Genomic DNA, 19,220 nt, shown 5'->3' on the forward strand with positions numbered 1-19,220 from the left:
CGCTCTCAGGCGATGGATCGGCGCAGGACGGCGCCACGTCGCGCGAAGCGGTCCGGGCTCAGCCAGGCGAGCCCCGGGTCGTCGCGGTGGTCGATGGCCTGGCCGGCGATGAGCCTGGCCGTGACCGGAGCCAGGATGAGACCCCACATGCCGTGGCCCGTGGCCACCGAGAGGTTCGGCACGGCGTGGGTGGGCCCGATGACGGGCACGCCGTCCGGGGTGCACGGCCGCTCGCCTGCCCAGCGGTCGAGCACGGGAGCGCCCCGCAGCCCGGGCACGGCTCGTGTCGCGACCTCGAACAACGCGTCCGCACGCCTCAGGTCCGCGAAGCGCGCCTCGTCACCGAACTCGATGGACCCGGCCACGCGGACCCGGTCCGGCAGAGGTGTGATGACCACTCGGTGCTCCTTGAGTCGCACCGGCTGCGCGAGGGCTCCGTCAGGCGCCGCCACGTCCACGACGTAGCCGCGACCTCCTCGCAGCGGCAGCCGCACGCCCACCTGGTCCGCCAAGACTCCCGAGTCGACGCCCGAGGCGAGCACGACGTGACCAACCCGGATCCTGCCGAGCGTGGTGTCGAGAGCCGCAACCCGCCCACCGCTGAGCAGCTGGTGCTGCACCTGGGCGCCGAAGAGCACCTCAGCGCCGTGCGCCATGGCGTCGTCGAGCATCGCGCGCACATAGCTGCGACTCTCGACGACCCATTCCTCGGTGTGGTGCAGGCCCCCGGCAACAGGCGCCAGTCCCGGCTCCAGGTCACGCACCTCGGTGGGTGAGAGCAGCCCCGCGACCCGGCCGCGCGGACGACGCAGGTAGACGTCGATGGCACCTGTCTTGCGCAACGTGGGGTTGAGGCTGTGGGCGCCGAGCTCGCGGTGGAGGTGGGTGCTCTCGTTGGCCAGCTGCCGCAGCCTGGCTTGAGCGACCCGCGCTCGAGTCGGCGTGGCCGACGCAGCCAGCTCGCCCAGCCAGGGCGCCAAACCGGATGCGGGCCGCACCCGCACGGCGGGTGGGCGGCGCACCATCTGAAGAGGGGCCTCGCGCAGGAGCGCCGGCGTCGCCAGAGGAGACACGTGGTCGGGGGCCAGGATGCCGGCGTTGGCGTAGGAACAGCCACCTCCGACCCCGCTGGCCCTGTCGAGCACGACGACGCTGGCCCCACGTCGGGCCAGCTCTCGAGCAGTGCTGGCGCCGATGACGCCGGCGCCGATCACGGCAAAGTCAAAGCTGCGCTGTCGGGTCACGTCGAGCTGTGTCGCCATACCTCGACCGTAGGAACTTCGGCACCTGCTCCACCTCATCCCTGAGGGAGGATCATCAGTGGGCCCGACGAGGCGGCACCGGAGTCCGCACGCGTGGCCACAGAGGAAGGACTGGCTTGGACGTCATCAGGGTGCTGCTGGTCGAGGACCACCCGGTCGTCCTGCGTGGGTTGCGAACCCTCACGGCCGAGCACGCCGAGTTCGAGGTCGTGGGCGAGGCCACGAGCGCATCGCAGGCGCTCGACGCGGCAGCGCGCCTGCGGCCTGACGTGGTCGTCCTGCCGGTCAGGCTCGGTGGCGCCCACAGCGGGATCGAGCTGTGTCGGTCCATCAAGACCGTGTGCGACGCCCGGGTCGTGGTGTTCACGTCCTTCACCCGGCAGATCGACGTCCAGATCGCCAGGCTGGCCGGTGCCGACGCACTCGTCAGCAAGACGGCTCCCGATGACGCCTTCATCGCGGCGCTGCGTCAGGTGCGCGTCGGTCCGCACGCGTTGGTCATGGAAGCCGGCCAGGCGTCGTGGGTCGAGGCTCGACGGTTCGCGCCGGTCGAGCCCCTGACCGAGCGGGAGAACGAGATCCTGCACCTGATGATGGAGGGCCTGACCAACCCCGACATGGCGGCTCGCCTCACCATCGAGGTCTCGACGGTGAAGACGCACGTGCGCAGCATCCTGCGCAAGCTCGGGGTGGACAACCGGAAGGACCTGTTCCGCGGGGTGTGAGTGTCAGGACTGGGTGGGAGCGTGGACCGCATGCTCATCCATGCCGACGCCGACGCCTTCTTTGCGTCGGTCGAGCAACGCGACTTCCCCGCCCTGCGCGGGCGGCCGATGGTCGTCGGTCCGCAGGTGGTCGCCTGTGCGAGCTATGAGGCGCGAGCGCTCGGCGTCCATGCCGGTATGCCGCTGTTCCAGGCCCGGCGTCGCTGGCCCGAGCTGCTCGTGGCCGACTTCCGGAGCGGTGCCTATGAGTCTGCGAGCGCCGACCTCATGGCGCTCTTTCGAGAGGTGACCTCACTGGTCGAGCCGGGATCGATGGAGGAGGCCTTCCTCGACGTGTCCGCGCTCGACGGTGGCTCGGTCGAGGAGGCCGGTCGCATCGCCGGCAGGCTGCGCGAGCGGGCCCGACGCGAGCTCGGGTTGCCCGTGTCCTGCGGGGTGGCCCGAGCCAAGCTCTTCGCCAAGCTCGCCAGCCGACGCGCCAAGCCCGATGGCCTGTTCGTGGTCGATGCCGAGACCGAGGCCCGGGTGCGACCACGGCTGCCGGTCGCCGACCTCTGGGGTGTCGGCCCCATGACGACGGCCAGGCTCCACGACGCCGGCATCGTCCTCGTGGCCGACCTTGCGGGATGGACGGTGGAGAGCCTGGTCGAGCGCCGGGTGGCCAAGGCGATGGCCAAGAACCTCGTCGCCATCCGCGACGGCGTCGACGACGCGACCATCCGCCTGCCCACGGCGCGCAGGTCGGTGTCGTCCCAGCGCTCGCTGGGTCGCTCGACCCGTCAGCGCTCCGTCATCCAGGAGGCGTTGCGCGGCAACGTCATCCGCGCCCTGGCTCGGCTCGGGGACGACCCCCGACCGGCCACCCGCCTCGACGTCCACCTCCGTTACGACGACGACCATGCCGTCACGGTGCCCGGCGCGATCGACAGGCCCACGAGGGACCCAGCCATCCTCGTCGGCGCAGCGATCTCGGCGCTGGAGCGGACGGCATACGAGGAGGACGGTCGGGGCGTGACGATGGTCGGCGTGACGTTCGGCCTACCGCAAGTCGCCGACCCGGGCGTCAGGGCGTGAGGAGGACCTTGCCCGTGGCGCGGCGCTCGTCGAGGTCACGCAGCGCGGCGCCGATCTCGTCGAGCGAGCGCACCGACCCGATCACCGGGTCGAGCCGGCCCGACTCGAGCAGCGGCACGAGCTCGTCCCACTGCCGTCGCACGAACCCCGGGCCACCGGCCCCGGTCCAGTAGGCGCCCCATCCGACCCCGACGACGTCGAGGTTGTTCAGCAGCAACCGGTTGACCTTGACCTCGGGGATCGAGCCCGCCGCGAAGCCGATGACGAGGAGCCGGCCCAGCGGAGCCAGGCAGCGGAGCGAGTCGGTGAAGCGGTCGCCACCAACCGGGTCCACGACGACGTCGACGCCGTGGCCCGACGCGAGGTCGGCGACCGCGTCCTTGAAGCCCTCCGCCAGCACGACCTCGTCGGCGCCGGCGTCGCGCGCGACGTCCGCCTTCGCGGAGTCGGACACCACGGCATACACGGTTGCACCCCAGGCCTTGGCGAGCTGGATGGCCGCGGTCCCGACGCCGCCGGCGGCGCCGTGCACGAGGACCTTCTCCCCCTCGGCGAGGCGACCACGGTGGCGCAGGGCGAAGTGGCAGGTGAGGTAGTTCATCGGCAGCGCGGCGCCCCGGTCGAACGTCACCCCGTCCGGCAGCGGGAAGACGAGCGCTGGGTCGCAGACGACCTGCTCGGCGAAGCCTCCGAGGACGGGGAACGCCACCACCCGGTCGCCCACCGACAGCCCGCTGCCCGCGGGTGCGACGCGGACGACACCCGCGACCTCGGCGCCCGGGACGAAGGGCAGGGACGGCTTCAGCTGGTACTCCCCCCGGGTCAGCAGGACGTCGGGGAAGGCCACGCCGGCAGCCGCGACGTCGATGAGCGCCTGACCCTCCGGGACGTCAGGGGCGGGGACGTCGACGACCTCCACGGCGTCGGGTCCGTCGAGTCGGGTCACCTGGGCTGCACGCATGCACCGATCCTAGGAGCGGGCGGACCCCACGAGGCTCCCGTGGGCCAGGGACCGGGTTCTCGCAACAGCCCCACGGAACCTGCTCGGCGGTGGTGAGATGAGTCATGAACCTCGAGCAGGTTCGCGCTCTCGCAGCCATCGTCGACACCGGCAGCTTCGAACTGGCCGCCCGGGCGCTGCACCTCACCCCCTCGGCGGTCAGCCAGCGCGTGCGGGCGCTCGAGTCGAGCGTGGGGCAGGTGGTGGTCCGACGGGTCCACCCGTGCACCGCCACCGAAGCAGGCGCCGTCCTCGTGCGCCTGGCGCGGCAGGTCGAGCTGCTCGAGGAGGACTCGCGCGACCTGCTCGGGATCGCCCGCGAGGCGCCGGTCGTGCTGCGCATCGCCGTCAACGCCGACTCCCTCGACACCTGGCTCGTGGATCTCCTCGATGCCGCGGCGTCATGGGACGACAGCCGGCTGCGGTTCTCGATCGTCCACGAGGACCGCACTCTGACCCTGCTCCGTCAGGGGGAGTGCGCTGCTGCGGTCAGCACCGTTTCCCAGCCGGTTCCCGGCTGCCGGTCCCACCCCCTCGGGGTCATGCGCTACCTCCCCGTCGCGGCGCCGGGGCTGGCGGCTCGGTTCAGCGGGACCGACGGTGAGCTCGACTGGGACGCCATGCCGGTGCTGCGCTACGACGACCACGACCACGTCCAGGAGCAGTTCCTCGCAGCCCGTGGGCGCGCGACGTCGTCACCGGCCTCGCAGGTGCCGTCATCCCCGGGCCTGAAGTCCGCGCTTCTCGCCGGGATGGGATGGCTTCTCGTCCCCGAGGCGACGGTGGCCGAGGAGCTCACTGACGGCCGGATCGTCACCCTCTCCGACGAGTTCGTCGACGTCGTCCTCCACTGGCACGTGTGGAAGGTGCCGTCCCACCGCCTCGAACGACTCAACGACGCGGTCCTGCAGGCGGCTCGGACGGGTCTGCGCCCCCTCCCGAAGCGGCCTCGCGGAGCCCGCTCCGGCCAGCGAGTCCGCTCGTCGGGACGCGAGAGGGACGGTGAGCCCCGCCTCGTAGATTGACTCCTCGTGCCCCCTCCCCGTCATGCTCTCCTCGCCACCATCGCCCTCGTGGTCGGTGGATTCGCCATCGGCACGACCGAGTTCGTCACCATGGGGCTCCTGCCCGACATCGCCGAGGGCGTCTCCGTCTCGATCCCCACCGCCGGACACAGCATCTCGGCGTATGCCGCGGGGGTCGTCGTCGGCGCGCCCCTCCTCGCCGTGCTCGGGGCGACGTGGCCGCGCAAGGAGCTCCTGATCGGGCTCACCGTCGCGTTCGTCATCGGCAACGTGGGGACGGCCCTGGCTCCGGACTACGGCTGGCTCCTCGTGGCCCGCTTCGTCGCCGGCATGCCGCACGGTGCCTTCTTCGGGGTGGCGGCACTCGTGGCCGTGGATCTGGCCCGCAAGGGTCAGGCGGGGCGCGCAGTCAGCCGGGTCATGCTCGGCATACCGGTCGCCAACGTCGCCGGTGTCCCCGGGGCGACGTGGCTGGGACAGAACTTCGGCTGGCGATCGGCCTACTGGCTCGTGGCGGTGCTCGGCCTCGTGACGATCGGGCTGCTCGTGGCCTTCGTCCCGCACATCGAGCGCAACCTCGAGAGCACGATCAAGCGTGAGCTCAAGGGCTTCGCGACGACCCAGGTGGCGCTGACGCTCCTCGTCGGGGCGATCGGATTCGGCGGCATGTTCGCGATGGCGAGCTACATCGCGCCCACCGTCACGGACGTCACCGGGCTCGATGCCGGCGCGGTGCCGATCTTCCTCCTCGCGGCCGGCATCGGTGGCCTGGTCGGCACCCCCCTCGCCGGTCGGCTGGCCGAGTGGTCGGTGCTCCGGTCGATCACCATCGGGTGCGTCGGCATGGGGGTCAACCTCGTGGCGTTCGCCCTCACCGCGCAGTGGTGGCCGACGGCGATCTTCTTCTACTTCCTCTCGTCGGTGCTGGCGGGAATCCTCGTCGTCAACCTCCAGCTGCGGCTCATGCAGGTCGCCGGTCAGGCGCAGACCCTGGCAGCAGCGAGCAACCACGCCGCGCTCAACACGGCCAACGCGCTCGGCGCCTGGCTCGGGGGCATCGTCATCGCGAACGGCTGGGGCTACACCGCCCCCAGCTGGGTGGGCGCCGGCCTCTCCGTCCTGGGTGCGGGCGTCCTCGGCCTCAGCCTGCGCAAGCACCGCGCCGACGCCCGGACCGCGCTCGCCTGAGCCGGGCCTAGAGTGCGGCCCATGAGCGAACTCGTCACCACCCGCGTCGAGAATGGCGTCGCCCACGTCGCCCTCAACCGCCCCGACAAGCTCAACGCCCTCACGCTCGACACCCTCGAGCAGCTCATCGCCACGGCGCGGCGGCTGCGGTCCGACCGCACCCTGCGGTCCGTGGTCCTCTCGGGTGAGGGTGGCTCGTTCTGCGCCGGGCTCGACTTCGGCACGGTCCTGGGTGAGCCGAAGCGCGTCGCGCGGGCCTTCGTCCCCAGGCCGTGGCGCGGCACCAACGTCTTCCAGGAGGCCTGCTGGGCCTGGCGGCGACTCCCCGTGCCGGTCATCGCGGCCGTGCACGGTCACTGCCTCGGCGGCGGGGTCCAGATCGCGCTTGCGGCCGACTTCCGGATCACGTCACCCGCAGCGACGTGGAGCGTCCTCGAGGCGAAGTGGGGGATCATCCCCGACATGACCGGCATCAGGACGCTGTCGCAGCAGGTCGGCATGGACGTGGCGAAACGCCTCACCATGACCGGTGCAAGCGTCACCGGCACCGAAGCCGTCCGGCTCGGCCTGGCGACGGAGGAGAACATCGACCCGTATGCCGGTGCGCTGGCTCTCGCATCCGCCATCGCCGAACGCTCGCCGGACTCGGTGGCCGCGACCAAACGCCTCTTCGACCGCACCTGGTCGGCGAGTGACCGCCGCACCTTCATGTGGGAGCGGCTCGAGCAGGCCCGCCTCCTCATGGGCGCCAACGCCGCCGAGGCTCGCCGCGCGAACACGCGCCGTGAGTCGCCGGCATACCGGCCCCGTGCCGGAGTCGACCCGAGAGGCTGAACCTGCCGGTCAGGCATCCTGTTCGAGGTCTGAGGACCGCCTCAGGCTGCGGTGCGCCATGTCGAACGTCGACAGCACCTCCAGGAGGAAGTCCGACGCCGCGTGGGTGGCTGTCACCGCATCGGCGCCGGTCATGTCCTCGATGAGCTCGGCCAGGACGACGTGGTGGACGCCGACGAGGTCGAGGAGGCTGACGCCGTCGTCGACGGCTCGCCGCCCGAGCTGGTAGCCCAACGTCAACGCGGCCTCGCTGCGCTGGGGGAGGTAGCGCAGGAAGGCCGCCCGGTAGTCGAGCGTCAGGTCGGCGAGGTCAGCCACGAGCGTTCCCCACCTCGCGAAGCCTCGCGAGGTGGGCCATCCCCTCCTCGAGGTCCAGGGCCGTGGTGACCTCACCCATCCCCATGCCCAGTCGGACCATGGCGAAGGCGACGTCCGGCTGGATCCCCACGATGACCGTCACGGCTCCGCGCAGCCGCGCGATGTCGGCGATGGTCTGCAGGGTGCGCGACGCGAAGCTGTCGATCACGTCGAGCGCGGCGACGTCGATGATCACACCTCGTGCCCGGTACTCGCCGATCTGCCGCACGAGGTCGTTCTGGAACCGGACCATCTCCGAGTCGTCCAGGGCAGTGTGGACCGATGCGACGAGGGTGTCACCCTGCCGCAGGATGGAGACGAGAGCCGGTCCTGAGTTCACGAGCCGTCCGTCACCCCTGTGCGGGTGACCTTGAAGCCCAGCAGACGCTCTGCTTCCTCGAGGCCGCCCTGGAGGTCTCCGATGGTGTTCATCTTGCTGAGGTCCACGCCGATGGTCACCAGGGTCTGGGCGATGGTGGGGGAGAGCCCGGTGATGATGACGCTGGCTCCCATGAGGCGCGAGGCGTCGACGGTCTGGACGAGGTGGTTGGCCACTGCCTCGTCGACCTCGGGTGCTCCGGTGATGTCGATGACCACGACCTTGGCACGATGCGTGCGGATGCCGCTCAGGAGCTGCTCGGTGAGCTGCTTGGCACGCTCACCGTCGAGGACGCCGATGATGGGCAGGATGAGGAGGCGCTCGCGCACCGGCAGCACCGGCGTCGACAGCTCCCGGATCGCGTCCTGCTGCTGGCGGATGACGCGTTCGCGCTCGTCGACGAAGCTCACCGCGACCGTGTTCGCGATGCGGTTGGCTGCCGGCTCGTAGGCGTCAAGCACCCGGTTGAGCAGTCCGACGTCGCCCTGGTACTTCTCGAACAGCGACCGGGCGAGCACGTCGCGCAGGAGCAGCACGATGCCGACGACCTCGTGGGTCTCCACCCCGCGCGGGATGATGCGCTCGGAGAGGTCTCGGGCGTAGTGCTGCAGGGCCTCGACGCTCCCGGTCTCGAGCACCTCGACGTAGTTGTCGTAGACCGAGGTGGTCTCGGCAACCATCTCCTGCGGGGTCATGGCCTCCAGCAGGTGCGCGTCGTGGATCCGTGAGGCCCAGTCGTCGCGAAGCGTCGCGCGATGTTCCCGGAGGTGGGCCACGAGCTGCGGAAGCAGCAGGTCGCCGGATGCCGGTTGGTCCTCCTGCACGGCGGACTCCTCGGAGCTGTGAGCGTCCATGCTCATCCCTTCTTCTCGATCCATTTGGTCATGGTCACCGTCGTGCCCTGGCCGGGCTCGGAGACGATGCTGAACTCGTCCATCAGTCTTCGGGAGCCCGGCAGTCCCAGACCCAGTCCTTGGTAGGTGCTGAACCCGTCCTGCAGGGCACGGTCGATGTCGCGGATGCCGGGCCCGGTGTCCCTGGCCACCACGCGGATGCCGGTCCTCGGCCTGTCCAGCAGCTCGATGCTCACCTCGCCGCCCGAGGCGAACCGGACGATGTTGCGCGCCACCTCGGAGACGGCGGTGGCCAGCATCGTGAGGTCGGTGCCGGTGAAGCCAGCCTCGACCGCAAGCTCTCGTGCGGCCTGGCGAGCCGCGACGATGTCCGGGTCGGCGGTGATGGTCACGTTGATCTCGTCATGTCGGACCGGTCCCCGGCCCAGGAGCGGCTCGCTCAGCCGAGCGCAGACGGCGCACTCCAGGAGGTGGCGGCCGGCATCCACCTCACGCTGCCGGCGACGGTCCGCGCTGGACAGGGCCAGCAGCACCGGTCGGCAGCGGTCGGTCGGCGGTTCGATGCCCTCGAGGGCCAGGACGTACTCGACCCGCAGCCGTGCGCGCGTCCGCTTGAGCTGGGCGGCGACGGCGCCCGCCGTGCTCCCGGTCTCGTCGGCCAACGACTGGGTCGCCTGGCCACCCACCTCGTGGGCCAGCAGGATCTGGCGTTCGCGGTCGGTCAGGCGCTGCAGGGCCTCGGCGATGGCGGACTGCTCCTCGGAGGCGACGAGGAGCTCCTCGGCCACGTCCGGCTCGCTCGGGTCGTGCATCCGGTGCTGGTTGCGGGCCTCCCGGTCGTTTGCGCGCCACATCGTCGCGATGACGTTGCGCACGGTGGTGATCGCGTAGGGCTCGAGCATGCCGGGCTGGATACGGTCCTCCGCCGTGAGCACGCGGAGCAACGTCTCCTGCACGATGTCCTCGGCTGCCGGATGCAGACCCACACGGGCCGCGACGATCCGCCGCAGCATGGGCAGGAGGGCGGCGACTTCCGCCGACTCCACCCGGTCCTGCGACTCGTCGCTGGCGGGCGTCGGGCTCACCTTTCCGACCCTACGCGCGATCCCCGCGGCCGCAGCCTCAGGGCGCAGGCAGAACCGGCCTCATCGGTGCTCTGTGGACTTGAGGCCCTGACGCGGACGCGAGTACCGGGACCGGTCGGCATCTCCGTACGTGTCCTCGGCACTGCTCCCGGCCAACGGCTCGACGTAGCCCGGCGGTGGCGGGGGGTCACGCAGGAGGGGGGCCTGCGGAGCGTGCTCGGGGTGCGGCGTCGGTGGCGTGATCATCAAGAAGTTCCTTCGTGGTGGTCGTCGGATGCTGGCCACCGGCCGCTCTGTCCAGGCCTCCAACCGCTGGAGAAGGAGGAGGACCGCGAGAACGAGCAGGGGTGTCAGCAGGGCAAGAGCCTTCATCGCGGCTGGATCCGGCCCATCTGACGAGTGTTGGGACTGCGACGGGGACGACGGTCGATGCGCGTGGGGGCCGGTGGGAACGGCACGGAGGGAACGACGGCGAAGGGGACGACGTCGACGAGGATCCCCATGAGGTCCAGCTGCATGGGCCGGATGACCGCCTCGAGGCCGGCATCGTCGCGCTGCAGGTCTGCAGGGACCGTGCAACGCCGGCTGTCCACCCCGATGACGGTGCCGTCGGGCTCACGCAGCTCACCGGTGAAGACGCCTGTCACGAAGACGCCTCTCGGGACGATCACGATCCGCTGCAGCCGCAGGTGTCCCTTCATCGTCCCCGCCCGTCCACGCGGTGACCTGAAGACCCCGGTGAAGAGGTTCCCCTCGTCCTGACCGGGCTCCACCTCGACGGCGGGGCGTCGGGGACGGAAGGCAATGACAGTCATCGCTGGCCTCCTGCGCGGTGGGGTGGGATGGGGCGTTCGGTGGAGCACCGGTGGCGCCCTGGTCTGACCAGAGCAGGGCGCCACCGGCAGGTGGGTGTCCTCGGTCAGAGACCGAGACCGAGACCGGAGAGGATCCGGTTGAGCAGCGCGACGATGCCATTGAGAGCCCCGCCCGGACCGTCGAACAGGCCTGCCACGGCGCAGAGGAGGTTGCCGAGCAGGTTGCCCGGGCCGGGCACAGCGGTGATGTCCAGCGAGACGGGCGCCAGGTCGATGACCAGGCCGAGCAGGTCCAGGTTGAGCGGTCCGAGGTCCAGGGTGAGGATCTTGCATCCCTGGGTGGCCACGAGGTCCTGGATCGGCGCGGTGAAGGTCGTGCCGGCGGCCGGCAGCCCGGTGCCGGTGACGGTGCCCGTGAGCTGGACGACGCCGCCCACCACGGACGTGGTCAGGTTGCTCAGGGCGCCGCTGAACGCGGTGCCGTTGGGCAGGGTTCCGGTGACCGGGAGCGTGGTGGCTGCCGGCTGGGCCGCGGCGACGGCCTTGGCCGGTGAGTGCGATGCGGCACTGGCGGAGGCTGCGCCGGGGACCATGCCCAGGGCACCTGCCAGCAGGACGGCTGTTCCGGTTCCGATGATCTTGGACTTCAACATGAATGCTCCTTCGTTGGGGCCCGGTCGGGCACCTTGGGGGTTCCGTCGTGGCGGATGCGTGGGTTGCAGTCCACCCGTCACGGTGATGAAGACGGCGTTCCCGCCCCCGCGTGACGTGGGCTCCCGACCCGTTCGCCCTCCTCGCTCCACCGGCCACGCGGGACCGACCTCCCCATGCCGAGAAGTACGTCCGATGTCCCGCGTCATGCACCGCGGGTCAAGGCGTCAGGCCGCCCGGGAGCACGGATGACCGCCCCACGAGGCGCTCTGCCACCCCGCCATGACCCGTGTGTTTCCCCCCGAGGGCACCTACTGTGAGTCCGAGAGGCGAACAGATCTGGAGCGGCGAGACACCGGACCCGCGCGACGGTGAGAAGGAGCTCGACATGGTGACGGCAGGCGGTCCCGGTGACGACTGACGCGACGACGGTGCGACACATCACCTGCGTCCTGTGTGAGGCGTCCTGCGGGCTCGAGGTGCAGCTGCGCGGCCCAGAGATCGTCAGCATCAAGGGCCATGCCGACGACCCGCTGTCGCAGGGGCACATCTGCCCCAAGGGTGTCGCGCTGCAGGACCTCCACACCGATCCCGACCGGCTGCGTCGACCGGTCAGACGGGTCGGGGACGACTTCGTCGAGATCGACTGGCCCGAGGCGATCGCGCTCGCGGCCGACCTGCTCCACGGTGTCCAGGAGCGGCACGGCCGGGACGCCGTCGCGACCTACCTCGGCAACCCCAACGTGCACAGCCTCGGCGCACTGACCCACGGCACCGCCATCCCGCGCACGCTCGGCAGCAAGCACGTCTTCAGTGCGACGAGCGTCGACCAGCTCCCGCACCACGTCGTGGCCTGGGCGATGTACGGCCACCAGTTCCTCCTGCCCGTCCCGGACATCGACCGGACCCGGCTGCTCGTCCTCGTCGGCACGAACCCGATGGCGTCGAACGGGTCGCTGTGGACCGTCCCCGACTTTCCCGGCCGGCTGCGGAAGCTGCGATCTCGCGGCGGGCGTCTCGTCGTCCTCGACCCGCGCCGCACGGAGACCGCGGCCATCGCCGACGAGCACCACTTCGTCAGACCGGGGACCGACGCAGCCGTCCTGCTGGCTCTCGTGCACGTCGTCCTTGCCGAAGGGCTGGCCCGCCCCGCTGCTCACGTCGACGACCTCGACGATCTCCGTGTCGCCGTCGCGGACTTCACGCCCGAGCTGGCCGAGGCCGTGAGCGGTGTCGGGGCACCGGCGATCCGTGCCCTGGCCCGTGACGTGGCCGCGGGAGAGGCGGCGGTGCACGGACGCATGGGGGTGTCGACCCAGGAGTTCGGGGTCCTGTGCCAGTGGGCGATCCAGTGCCTCATGGTGATCACCGGCAACCTCGATCGACCCGGAGGCACGATGTTCACCACCCCCGCCATCGACATCGTCGGGCGTGGGTTGATCGGCCGGGGTCACCGGGGGCGGACGTCGTCCGCGGTCCGTGGCCTGCCCGAGTTCGGCGGGGAGCTGCCCGTGTCGGTCCTGGCGGAGGAGATGGCCGGGCCGACCCCCGCGATCCGAGGGCTCATCACCATCGCCGGGAACCCGGTCTCGTCGACGCCCGCGGGTTCCCGGCTGGCGCAGAGGATCGCGGAGCTCGAGGCGGTCGTGGCAATCGACCCCTACATCAACGAGACCACCCGGCAGGCCCACGTCATCCTGCCGCCGACCGGGCCCCTGGAGCGGGACCACTACGACCTCGTCTTCCACACGCTGGCAGTGCGCAACACCGCTCGCTGGTCCCCGGCGCTCTTCCCTCGCGGTGCCGACCAGCGGCACGACTGGGAGATCGCCCGGGACCTCGTGTTCGCCCTCGCCCGTCGTCGGGGTCGCAGGGTGCCGGTGCGGCAACAGGTCCGGTTGCGGGTCCCGCCCCGGGTCGCGGTCGACGTCCTGCTCCGCACGAGCCGGCGTGGACTGTCGGTGCGCAGGCTCGCCCGGACACCGGGCGGGGTCGACCTCGGTGCGCTCGAGCCGAGGCTGCCCGAGCGCCTGCGCACCGAGGGTGGCCGCATCTCGCTCACCCCGCCGGTCCTCACCGCGGGCCTGGCAACGTTGCGTGCCCGCGTTCCCGAGCTCCGGGCGGCCGCCCGGAGCGACGACCTGCTGCTCATCGGGCGTCGCCACCAACGCGACAACAACTCCTGGATGCACAACTCGCCACGCCTCACCAGGGGTCGTCCGCGCCACCAGCTGCTCATGCACCCCGACGACCTCGTCGCCCGCGGGCTCACCGATGGTGCCTTCGTCACGGTCACCTCCGAGGTCTCGTCGCTGCAGGTGGAGGTGCGCTCCAGCGACGAGGTCATGCCCGGCGTCGTCTCCCTGCCGCACGGCTACGGCCACCGCCGACCGGGGGTGCGGCTGAGCAACGCCGTCGAGGTCCCCGGTGTGACGATGAACGACCTCACCGACCCGGCCCGCGTCGAAGGTGTGTCGGGCAACGCGGTGCTCAACGGCATACCCGTCGTCGTCACCCCCGCTGTGAACGCCCAGCCACCCGCGGAAGGACCACCCTCTTCCGGCTAAGCGGTCGCTCACCTAGGTTGGGTCCATGGACTTCTCATCGTCGGAGCGCTCGCTCGACCTGACCCAGCGGGTCAGGGACTTCATCGACAGCGACATCGAGCCGGCCGAGCGGGTCATCGCCGCCGACGTCGCGGCTCGACGGGCGGCGGGTGAGGACCCGTGGCCGGGCCACCCGTTGCTCAAGGAGCTCCAGGGCCGGGCGCGGGAGCAGGGGCTGTGGAACCTCTTCCTTCCTGCCGGACACGAGGGCCCGTATGCCGCCCGGTTCGGTACCGATGGCGGTGCCGGACTGTCGAACGCGGACTATGCACCCATCGCCGAGGCGATGGGCCGCTCCTTCTCGGCGCCGCTGATCTTCAACTGCAACGCGCCGGACACCGGCAACATGGAGGTGCTGCTCAAGTACGGCACCGACGAGCAGAAGGCGCAGTGGCTCGAGCCGCTTCTCGACGGTCGGATCCGCAGTGCCTTCCTCATGACCGAGCCGGGGGTGGCCTCGTCCGACGCGACCAACATGGAGGCCAGCGCCGTGCTCGACGGCGACGAGGTCGTCCTCAACGGTCGCAAGTGGTGGTCGACCGGCGTCGGCAACCCGGACTGCAAGGTCGCGATCTTCATGGGCGTCACCGACCCCGGGGCGTCACGGCACGCGCGGCACTCGATGGTCCTCGTGCCCTTCGACCACCCGGGTGTCAAGGTCGAGCGGATGCTGTCGGCCCTCGGTCACCACGACGAGCCGATCGGGCACGGCGAGGTCTCGCTCACCGACGTGCGCCTGCCCGCCACCAACATCATCGCCGGGCCCGGGCGTGCGTTCGAGATCGCCCAGGGGCGACTGGGACCCGGACGGGTGCACCACTGCATGCGCCTCATCGGGCTCGCGGAGCGCGCGCTGGAGCTCGCGTGCGAGCGGGCCACGACCCGGGTCGCCTTCGGCAAGCCGATCGCCAACCTCGGCGGCAACCGTGAGCGGCTGGCCCACGCGCGCATCGCCATCAACCAGGCCCGGCTGCTCGTGCACCACGCTGCGTGGAAGCTGGACCGAGAGGGTTCGGTGGGTGCCCTCAGCGAGGTCAGCGAGATCAAGGTCGCCGTCCCGCAGATGGCCTGCGACGTCATCGACATGGCGATCCAGATCCACGGCGGTGCGGGGATGTCCGAGGACTTCCCGCTGTCGGCGGCCTACTCCAACGCCCGCTCGCTGCGTCTGGCCGACGGTCCGGACGAGGTCCACCTCGGCGTCATCGCCCGCATCCTGCTCCACCCCTACGCCGAGAAGGCGAGCCGCTCATGAGCCGTCGTGTCCTCATCACCGGCGGGGCCTCTGGCCTCGGCCTCGCGCTGGCCAAGGCGTTCGTCGGCCGTGGCGACCGGGTCCTCGTCGTCGACCTCGCCGATGCCAGGCCGGCCTCCGTGCCCGAGGCGGTCGACTACTTCCGCGTCGACGTCCGCAGCCAGCAGGACTGGGACGCCGTGCTCGCCCACGTCCGTGACCTCTGGGGCGGGCTCGACATCCTCGTCAACAACGCCGGCGTCGCGACGGGCGGTCGCATCGACGTCGAGTCGATCTCGGACTGGGAGCGCGTGCTCGACATCAACCTGCTCGGCGTGGTCCGCGGCTGCCAGACCTTCACGCCGCTGTTCAAGGACCAGAAGTCCGGGCACATCGTCAACACCGCGTCGCTCGCCGGGCTCGTCCACGGCCCCGGCATGTCGTCCTACAACGCCGCCAAGGCCGGCGTCGTCGCCCTCTCCGAGACACTCGGCTTCGAGCTCGCTCCCTGGGGCATCCACGTCTCCGCCATCTGCCCCGCCTTCTTCAGGACCAACCTGCACGAGTCGCTCCAGGGCAAGGACACCGAGATGGAGGCGACCGCCGTCAGGCTCATCACCAAGGCCGACATGACCGCCGACGAGGTCGCCCGGATCGTGCTGAAGGGCATCGACAAGCACAAGCGGATCATCCTCACCGACCGGCTCGGGCGGCAGGCCTACTGGACCAAGCGACTGGCGCGACCGGCATACAACAAGATGGCCGGCAAGGCCGCTGAGCGACTGCAGCGCAAGGCGTGACGATGGCCGAGTCCGCTGCCGCCGTCCGTGACGAGGACGCGTTCGACGTCGAGGCGCTCGCGGCCTGGCTGCGCGCGAACGCGCCCGAGACGTCCGGTCTCGACGCGACACCGGAGGTGCGGCAGTTCACCGGTGGGGCCTCCAACCTCACCTACCTGCTCCGCTATCCCACGCGCGACCTCATCCTGCGACGCCCGCCCGGTGGCACCAAGGCCAAGGGTGCCCACGACATGCGCCGCGAGAGTGACATCCAGTCCTCGCTCGGCCACGTCTATGACCGGGTGCCGGAGATCGTGGCCTACTGCGGTGACGAGGCGGTCATCGGCTCCGAGTTCTATGTCATGGAGCGACTCGTCGGGACGATCCTGAGGCGGGACGTGCCGTCCTCGCTCGGACTCTCGCCTGACGACGTGAACCGACTGTGCCGCAACGCTCTTGACACCCTGGTGGACCTGCACCGCGTCGACCTCGCGGCAGCGGGACTCGAGGCCCTCAGCAGGGGCGACGGCTACGTCGAACGCCAGGTCACGGGCTGGTCGGCGCGCTACCGCAAGGCGCGCACCCCCGACGTCGGCTCGTTCGAAGGCGTCATGGGGTGGCTCGAGGCCAACCGGCCCGACGACTGCGGCCAGGTCCTCATCCACAACGACTTCCGTTTCGACAACCTCGTCCTCGCGCAGGACGACCCGACTCGCGTCGTCGGTGTCCTCGACTGGGAGATGGCGACGGTCGGTGACCCGCTCATGGACCTCGGTGGGGCGATGGCCTACTGGGTGCAGGCGAGCGACGACCCGGTCGCGAGGGCGCTGCGCCTCCAGCCCACTCACACCCCGGGGATGCTGACCCGCATCGAGGCGGTCCGCTACTACTGCGACCGGATGGGCATCCCCATGGACGCCGAGCGGTGGGCGTTCTACGAGGTCTTCGGGCTGTTCCGCCTCGCCGTCATCGCCCAGCAGATCTACCTGCGCACCTATCGCGGCGAGACGACGAACCCACGGGCCAAGCGGATGCGCTGGTTCGTGCTCTATCTCGACCTGCGCTGCCGGGTGCTGCTCCGCGGGCACCGGCGGGCGACGCGTCGCGCCGGCCGTCGATGAGCTGTCGATGAGCCGTCGATGAGCCGGATCATCCTCGTCCGCCACGGTCAGGCGTCGTGGGGCAAGAAGGACTACGACAAGCTGTCCGACCTCGGTTACGAGCAGGCCCGCGTCGTGGGTGCGGCGCTCACCGAGCGCGGCATCACGCCCACGACCGTCGTCAGCGGTTCGATGCGGCGTCAGCGCGACACGGCCGCCGGCCTCGTCGCCGCGGCCGGGTGGCCGCTCGAACCCGTGACGGACAACGCATGGGACGAGTACGCGCACGCTGCGATCCTCACGGCATACAAGCCCGCCTATCGGTCGATGACCGTCATGAAGGCCGACCTCGCGCGCACGATGCGTCCCCGCAAGGCCTTCGACGAGATGTATGCCGTGGCGACCGAACGCTGGGTCGCCGGCGAGCACGCTGCCGACTACGACGAACCGTTCGCCACCTTCGGCGCGCGCGTGCTGTCGGGCCTGACGCCCGTGGTGGAGAACCTCGGACGCGGCGAGACCGCGGTCGTCGTCAGCTCGGCCGGAGCCATCTCGTGGGTGGCGGCATCACTGCTCGGTGGGGGAGCGCCGGTCTGGACGTCCATGCAGCGCGTCATCGCCAACGCCTCGCTCACGACCGTGTCGATCGGCGCCGGCGGACCAGTCCTGCGCACCTTCAATGACACCTCGCACCTCGAACACACCCCTGACCTGCTCACCACCCGCTGAGGAGAACCCTGCTCATGACCACCACCCTCATCACCGGCGCCAGCTCCGGCATCGGCGCCGAGCTGGCCCGGCAGCTCGCGGCCGCCGGCCACGACCTGGCGCTGTGTGCCCGCCGCACCGAGCGGCTTGACGAGCTCGCCGGTGAGATCACGGCCGCCCACCCGGAGCGGAGGGTCGCGGTCAAGGCGCTCGACGTCACCGACGACGATGCGGTCTTCCGGGTCTTCCACGAGTTCGACGTCGAGCTGGGTGGAGTGGAGCGGGTCGTCGTCAACGCGGGCCTCGGCAAGGGGGCGCCGATCGGTGCCGGGGGCTACGCGGCGAACCGGGCCACGGCGATGACCAACTTCATCGGCGCGCTGGCCCAGTGCGAGGCGGCGATGGAGATCTTCCGGGCCAGGAAGCACGGCCACCTCGTCGTCGTCTCGTCCATGTCGGCCATGCGGGGCATGCCCAGGACCATGACGTCGTATGCCGCGTCCAAGGCCGGTGTCGCCGCGCTGGCCGAGGGCATCCGCTCCGAGATGCTCGGCAAGCCCGACCTCGACATCACGGTGACGACGATCTTCCCGGGCTACATCCGCTCCGAGATGAACGAGAAGGTCGAGCAGCAGACGAGGTTCATGGTCGACACCGAGACGGGAGTGCGCGGCATCGTCGAGGCGATCGAGAAGGGTGTCGACACCGCCCGCGTCCCGGCCTGGCCGTGGAAGCCGCTCGGCACCGCGATGCGTCACCTGCCGCTGGGGGTCGTCCGCAGGCTCGGTTGAGCGCCGACAGCGAGCCCCGACCTCATCAGCAGCGCGGCCTGGTCGTCGCGCTCCGACTCGCGTGGGCGCCGGACCAGGCGGGCGACCTCGGCGAGCCCGACGTCGGCGGCGAGGCTGGCGACGTCGTCGGCCGTGTAGAGGTGACGCTCGAGCTCGACGTCGTGACCGAACCTCGCGTATGCCGCCGAGACGTCTCGGGTGCCTTCGCCCGCCTGCAGCCCGATGAGGAAGTGGCCGCCGGGCCGGAGCACCCGTGCCACCTCCGCGAAGATCAGTGGCTGACCCTCCGGTGGGGTGTGGATCGCGGAGTACCAGACCATGACACCGGCGAATGTGTCGTCGGGGAACGGCAGCTCGGTGAGAGAGGCCACCGAGAACTCGAGGTCAGGGTGGTCGCGACGAGCCATGTCGACCATTCCGCGCGAGAGGTCCACGCCCTGCACGGCACAGCCGCGGTCGGCGAGGTAGCGGCTCATCCTGCCGGCGCCACAGCCGGCATCCAGCACTCGAGCGCCCGTCTCGGCCGTGACTGCGGCGGCGAAGGCATCGACCACAGCAAGCTCCAGCGGTGACTCGGCCCGGGTGTCGGGGAAGTAGTCCGCGTAGGTGCCGGCCACCGTGTCGTAGGCACGCTGCACGCCGGGCTGACCGAGGTCGTCGAAGAGTGGTGGCACGCCCCGATGCTCCCACTGGGTCCCGCACGCACATCGCTGAAACCCGCACGATTCGCCGACGTTGTCGCGAACCGCGCGG

21 protein-coding genes are annotated in these 19,220 nt (G+C 70.8%); 11 read left to right on the plus strand and 10 right to left on the minus strand.

What is annotated here, in order from left to right; all coding sequences use genetic code 11:
• Positions 1-5 precede the first annotated feature (5 nt).
• Positions 6-1,262 (minus strand): NAD(P)/FAD-dependent oxidoreductase, encoded by a 1,257-nt coding sequence (locus tag ACFQW8_RS09035; protein ID WP_380086680.1) that lies wholly within the window; start codon positions 1,260-1,262, stop codon positions 6-8.
• A gap of 116 nt (positions 1,263-1,378) precedes the next feature.
• Between ACFQW8_RS09035 and ACFQW8_RS09040 the strand changes: the two genes are divergently transcribed.
• Together ACFQW8_RS09040 and ACFQW8_RS09045 are read left to right on the plus strand one after the other, a co-directional pair.
• Positions 1,379-1,987: a response regulator gene (locus ACFQW8_RS09040; RefSeq protein WP_380086681.1), complete on the plus strand. Its 609-nt coding sequence runs from the start codon at positions 1,379-1,381 to the stop codon at positions 1,985-1,987.
• A gap of 30 nt (positions 1,988-2,017) precedes the next feature.
• Complete coding sequence (locus tag ACFQW8_RS09045; protein ID WP_380088637.1) at positions 2,018-3,061, plus strand: Y-family DNA polymerase; 1,044 nt, start codon at positions 2,018-2,020, stop codon at positions 3,059-3,061.
• Here ACFQW8_RS09045 and ACFQW8_RS09050 read toward each other — a convergent pair.
• Complete coding sequence (locus ACFQW8_RS09050) at positions 3,051-4,022, minus strand: NADPH:quinone oxidoreductase family protein (protein WP_380086682.1); 972 nt, start codon at positions 4,020-4,022, stop codon at positions 3,051-3,053. The genes ACFQW8_RS09045 and ACFQW8_RS09050 overlap by 11 nt on opposite strands.
• Before the next feature lie 104 nt (positions 4,023-4,126).
• Between ACFQW8_RS09050 and ACFQW8_RS09055 the strand changes: the two genes are divergently transcribed.
• Genes ACFQW8_RS09055 through ACFQW8_RS09065 form a run of 3 tightly spaced genes read left to right on the plus strand, consistent with a single transcriptional unit; the run spans position 4,127 to position 7,108 of the window.
• The gene (locus tag ACFQW8_RS09055) at positions 4,127-5,086 is read left to right on the plus strand and encodes an ArgP/LysG family DNA-binding transcriptional regulator (RefSeq protein ID WP_380086683.1); all 960 of its coding nucleotides are present in this window, start codon (positions 4,127-4,129) and stop codon (positions 5,084-5,086) included.
• 6 nt (positions 5,087-5,092) lie between these two features.
• Positions 5,093-6,274, plus strand: a complete 1,182-nt coding sequence (locus ACFQW8_RS09060) for an MFS transporter (protein ID WP_380086684.1) — start codon at positions 5,093-5,095, stop codon at positions 6,272-6,274.
• Positions 6,275-6,295: 21 nt separating this feature from the next.
• Positions 6,296-7,108, plus strand: a complete 813-nt coding sequence (locus ACFQW8_RS09065) for a crotonase/enoyl-CoA hydratase family protein (RefSeq protein ID WP_380086685.1) — start codon at positions 6,296-6,298, stop codon at positions 7,106-7,108.
• Positions 7,109-7,117: 9 nt separating this feature from the next.
• Here ACFQW8_RS09065 and ACFQW8_RS09070 read toward each other — a convergent pair whose 3' ends face one another.
• The 7 genes from ACFQW8_RS09070 to ACFQW8_RS09100 form a co-directional block, all read right to left on the minus strand.
• On the minus strand, positions 7,118-7,426 hold the full coding sequence (locus tag ACFQW8_RS09070; protein WP_380086686.1) for a phosphatase RsbU N-terminal domain-containing protein: 309 nt from the start codon (positions 7,424-7,426) through the stop codon (positions 7,118-7,120).
• Complete coding sequence (locus ACFQW8_RS09075) at positions 7,419-7,805, minus strand: STAS domain-containing protein (RefSeq protein WP_380086687.1); 387 nt, start codon at positions 7,803-7,805, stop codon at positions 7,419-7,421. The genes ACFQW8_RS09070 and ACFQW8_RS09075 overlap by 8 nt, the downstream gene beginning before the upstream one ends.
• Positions 7,802-8,704 carry an STAS domain-containing protein gene (locus tag ACFQW8_RS09080; RefSeq protein WP_380086689.1) on the minus strand — a complete coding sequence of 301 codons (903 nt, stop codon included), beginning with the start codon at positions 8,702-8,704 and terminating at the stop codon, positions 7,802-7,804. The genes ACFQW8_RS09075 and ACFQW8_RS09080 overlap by 4 nt, the downstream gene beginning before the upstream one ends.
• Positions 8,701-9,783 carry a sigma-70 family RNA polymerase sigma factor gene (locus ACFQW8_RS09085; RefSeq protein WP_380086690.1) on the minus strand — a complete coding sequence of 361 codons (1,083 nt, stop codon included), beginning with the start codon at positions 9,781-9,783 and terminating at the stop codon, positions 8,701-8,703. Before ACFQW8_RS09085 ends, ACFQW8_RS09080 begins: the two co-directional genes overlap by 4 nt.
• 60 nt (positions 9,784-9,843) lie before the next feature.
• Positions 9,844-10,029: a hypothetical protein gene (locus ACFQW8_RS09090; RefSeq protein ID WP_380086691.1), complete on the minus strand. Its 186-nt coding sequence runs from the start codon at positions 10,027-10,029 to the stop codon at positions 9,844-9,846.
• Between the two features lie 122 nt (positions 10,030-10,151).
• Positions 10,152-10,598, minus strand: a complete 447-nt coding sequence (locus tag ACFQW8_RS09095) for a hypothetical protein (RefSeq protein WP_380086692.1) — start codon at positions 10,596-10,598, stop codon at positions 10,152-10,154.
• A 104-nt stretch (positions 10,599-10,702) separates the two neighbouring features.
• Complete coding sequence (locus ACFQW8_RS09100; protein ID WP_380086693.1) at positions 10,703-11,251, minus strand: ABC transporter substrate-binding protein; 549 nt, start codon at positions 11,249-11,251, stop codon at positions 10,703-10,705.
• 408 nt (positions 11,252-11,659) lie between these two features.
• On the opposite strand from ACFQW8_RS09100, the gene ACFQW8_RS09105 reads away from it, so the two are divergent.
• From ACFQW8_RS09105 to ACFQW8_RS09130, 6 genes are read left to right on the plus strand one after another with little or no spacing between them, the layout of a single operon-like run.
• On the plus strand, positions 11,660-13,816 hold the full coding sequence (locus ACFQW8_RS09105) for a molybdopterin-dependent oxidoreductase (protein WP_380086694.1): 2,157 nt from the start codon (positions 11,660-11,662) through the stop codon (positions 13,814-13,816).
• Between the two features lie 25 nt (positions 13,817-13,841).
• A complete protein-coding gene (locus tag ACFQW8_RS09110; protein WP_380086695.1) occupies positions 13,842-15,110 on the plus strand; it encodes an acyl-CoA dehydrogenase family protein in 1,269 nt (422 codons plus the stop codon).
• Positions 15,107-15,889, plus strand: coding sequence for an SDR family NAD(P)-dependent oxidoreductase (locus tag ACFQW8_RS09115; protein WP_380086697.1), 783 nt, complete (start codon positions 15,107-15,109; stop codon positions 15,887-15,889). The genes ACFQW8_RS09110 and ACFQW8_RS09115 overlap by 4 nt, the downstream gene beginning before the upstream one ends.
• A gap of 2 nt (positions 15,890-15,891) precedes the next feature.
• Positions 15,892-16,989: a phosphotransferase family protein gene (locus ACFQW8_RS09120; RefSeq protein WP_380086698.1), complete on the plus strand. Its 1,098-nt coding sequence runs from the start codon at positions 15,892-15,894 to the stop codon at positions 16,987-16,989.
• An 18-nt stretch (positions 16,990-17,007) separates the two neighbouring features.
• Positions 17,008-17,697, plus strand: coding sequence for a histidine phosphatase family protein (locus tag ACFQW8_RS09125; protein WP_380086699.1), 690 nt, complete (start codon positions 17,008-17,010; stop codon positions 17,695-17,697).
• Between the two features lie 14 nt (positions 17,698-17,711).
• Positions 17,712-18,467: an SDR family oxidoreductase gene (locus tag ACFQW8_RS09130; protein ID WP_380086700.1), complete on the plus strand. Its 756-nt coding sequence runs from the start codon at positions 17,712-17,714 to the stop codon at positions 18,465-18,467.
• On the opposite strand, the gene ACFQW8_RS09135 is transcribed toward ACFQW8_RS09130, so the two are convergent.
• Entirely contained in the window at positions 18,431-19,141 is a 711-nt protein-coding gene (locus ACFQW8_RS09135) for a class I SAM-dependent methyltransferase (protein ID WP_380086701.1), read from the minus strand. The two genes, ACFQW8_RS09130 and ACFQW8_RS09135, sit on opposite strands and share 37 nt — an antisense overlap.
• Positions 19,142-19,220 lie beyond the last annotated feature (79 nt).

Origin of the sequence: Knoellia altitudinis (assembly GCF_042666355.1) — a bacterium.
In the GTDB taxonomy this organism is placed as follows: Bacteria; Actinomycetota; Actinomycetes; order Actinomycetales; family Dermatophilaceae; genus Knoellia; species Knoellia altitudinis.

Bases quoted from the DNA above. Each gene is read 5' to 3' on its own strand.
- ACFQW8_RS09035 (WP_380086680.1), bottom strand. From the start codon at position 1,262: ATGGCGACACAGCTCGACGTGACCCGACAGCGCAGCTTTGACTTTGCC.
- ACFQW8_RS09045 (WP_380088637.1), top strand. From the start codon at position 2,018: ATGCTCATCCATGCCGACGCCGACGCCTTCTTTGCGTCGGTCGAGCAA.
- ACFQW8_RS09050 (WP_380086682.1), bottom strand. From the start codon at position 4,022: ATGCGTGCAGCCCAGGTGACCCGACTCGACGGACCCGACGCCGTGGAG.
- ACFQW8_RS09055 (WP_380086683.1), top strand. From the start codon at position 4,127: ATGAACCTCGAGCAGGTTCGCGCTCTCGCAGCCATCGTCGACACCGGC.
- ACFQW8_RS09065 (WP_380086685.1), top strand. From the start codon at position 6,296: ATGAGCGAACTCGTCACCACCCGCGTCGAGAATGGCGTCGCCCACGTC.
- ACFQW8_RS09080 (WP_380086689.1), bottom strand. From the start codon at position 8,704: ATGAGCATGGACGCTCACAGCTCCGAGGAGTCCGCCGTGCAGGAGGAC.
- ACFQW8_RS09090 (WP_380086691.1), bottom strand. From the start codon at position 10,029: ATGATCACGCCACCGACGCCGCACCCCGAGCACGCTCCGCAGGCCCCC.
- ACFQW8_RS09095 (WP_380086692.1), bottom strand. From the start codon at position 10,598: ATGACTGTCATTGCCTTCCGTCCCCGACGCCCCGCCGTCGAGGTGGAG.
- ACFQW8_RS09100 (WP_380086693.1), bottom strand. From the start codon at position 11,251: ATGTTGAAGTCCAAGATCATCGGAACCGGAACAGCCGTCCTGCTGGCA.
- ACFQW8_RS09110 (WP_380086695.1), top strand. From the start codon at position 13,842: ATGGACTTCTCATCGTCGGAGCGCTCGCTCGACCTGACCCAGCGGGTC.
- ACFQW8_RS09115 (WP_380086697.1), top strand. From the start codon at position 15,107: ATGAGCCGTCGTGTCCTCATCACCGGCGGGGCCTCTGGCCTCGGCCTC.
- ACFQW8_RS09120 (WP_380086698.1), top strand. From the start codon at position 15,892: ATGGCCGAGTCCGCTGCCGCCGTCCGTGACGAGGACGCGTTCGACGTC.
- ACFQW8_RS09125 (WP_380086699.1), top strand. From the start codon at position 17,008: ATGAGCCGGATCATCCTCGTCCGCCACGGTCAGGCGTCGTGGGGCAAG.
- ACFQW8_RS09130 (WP_380086700.1), top strand. From the start codon at position 17,712: ATGACCACCACCCTCATCACCGGCGCCAGCTCCGGCATCGGCGCCGAG.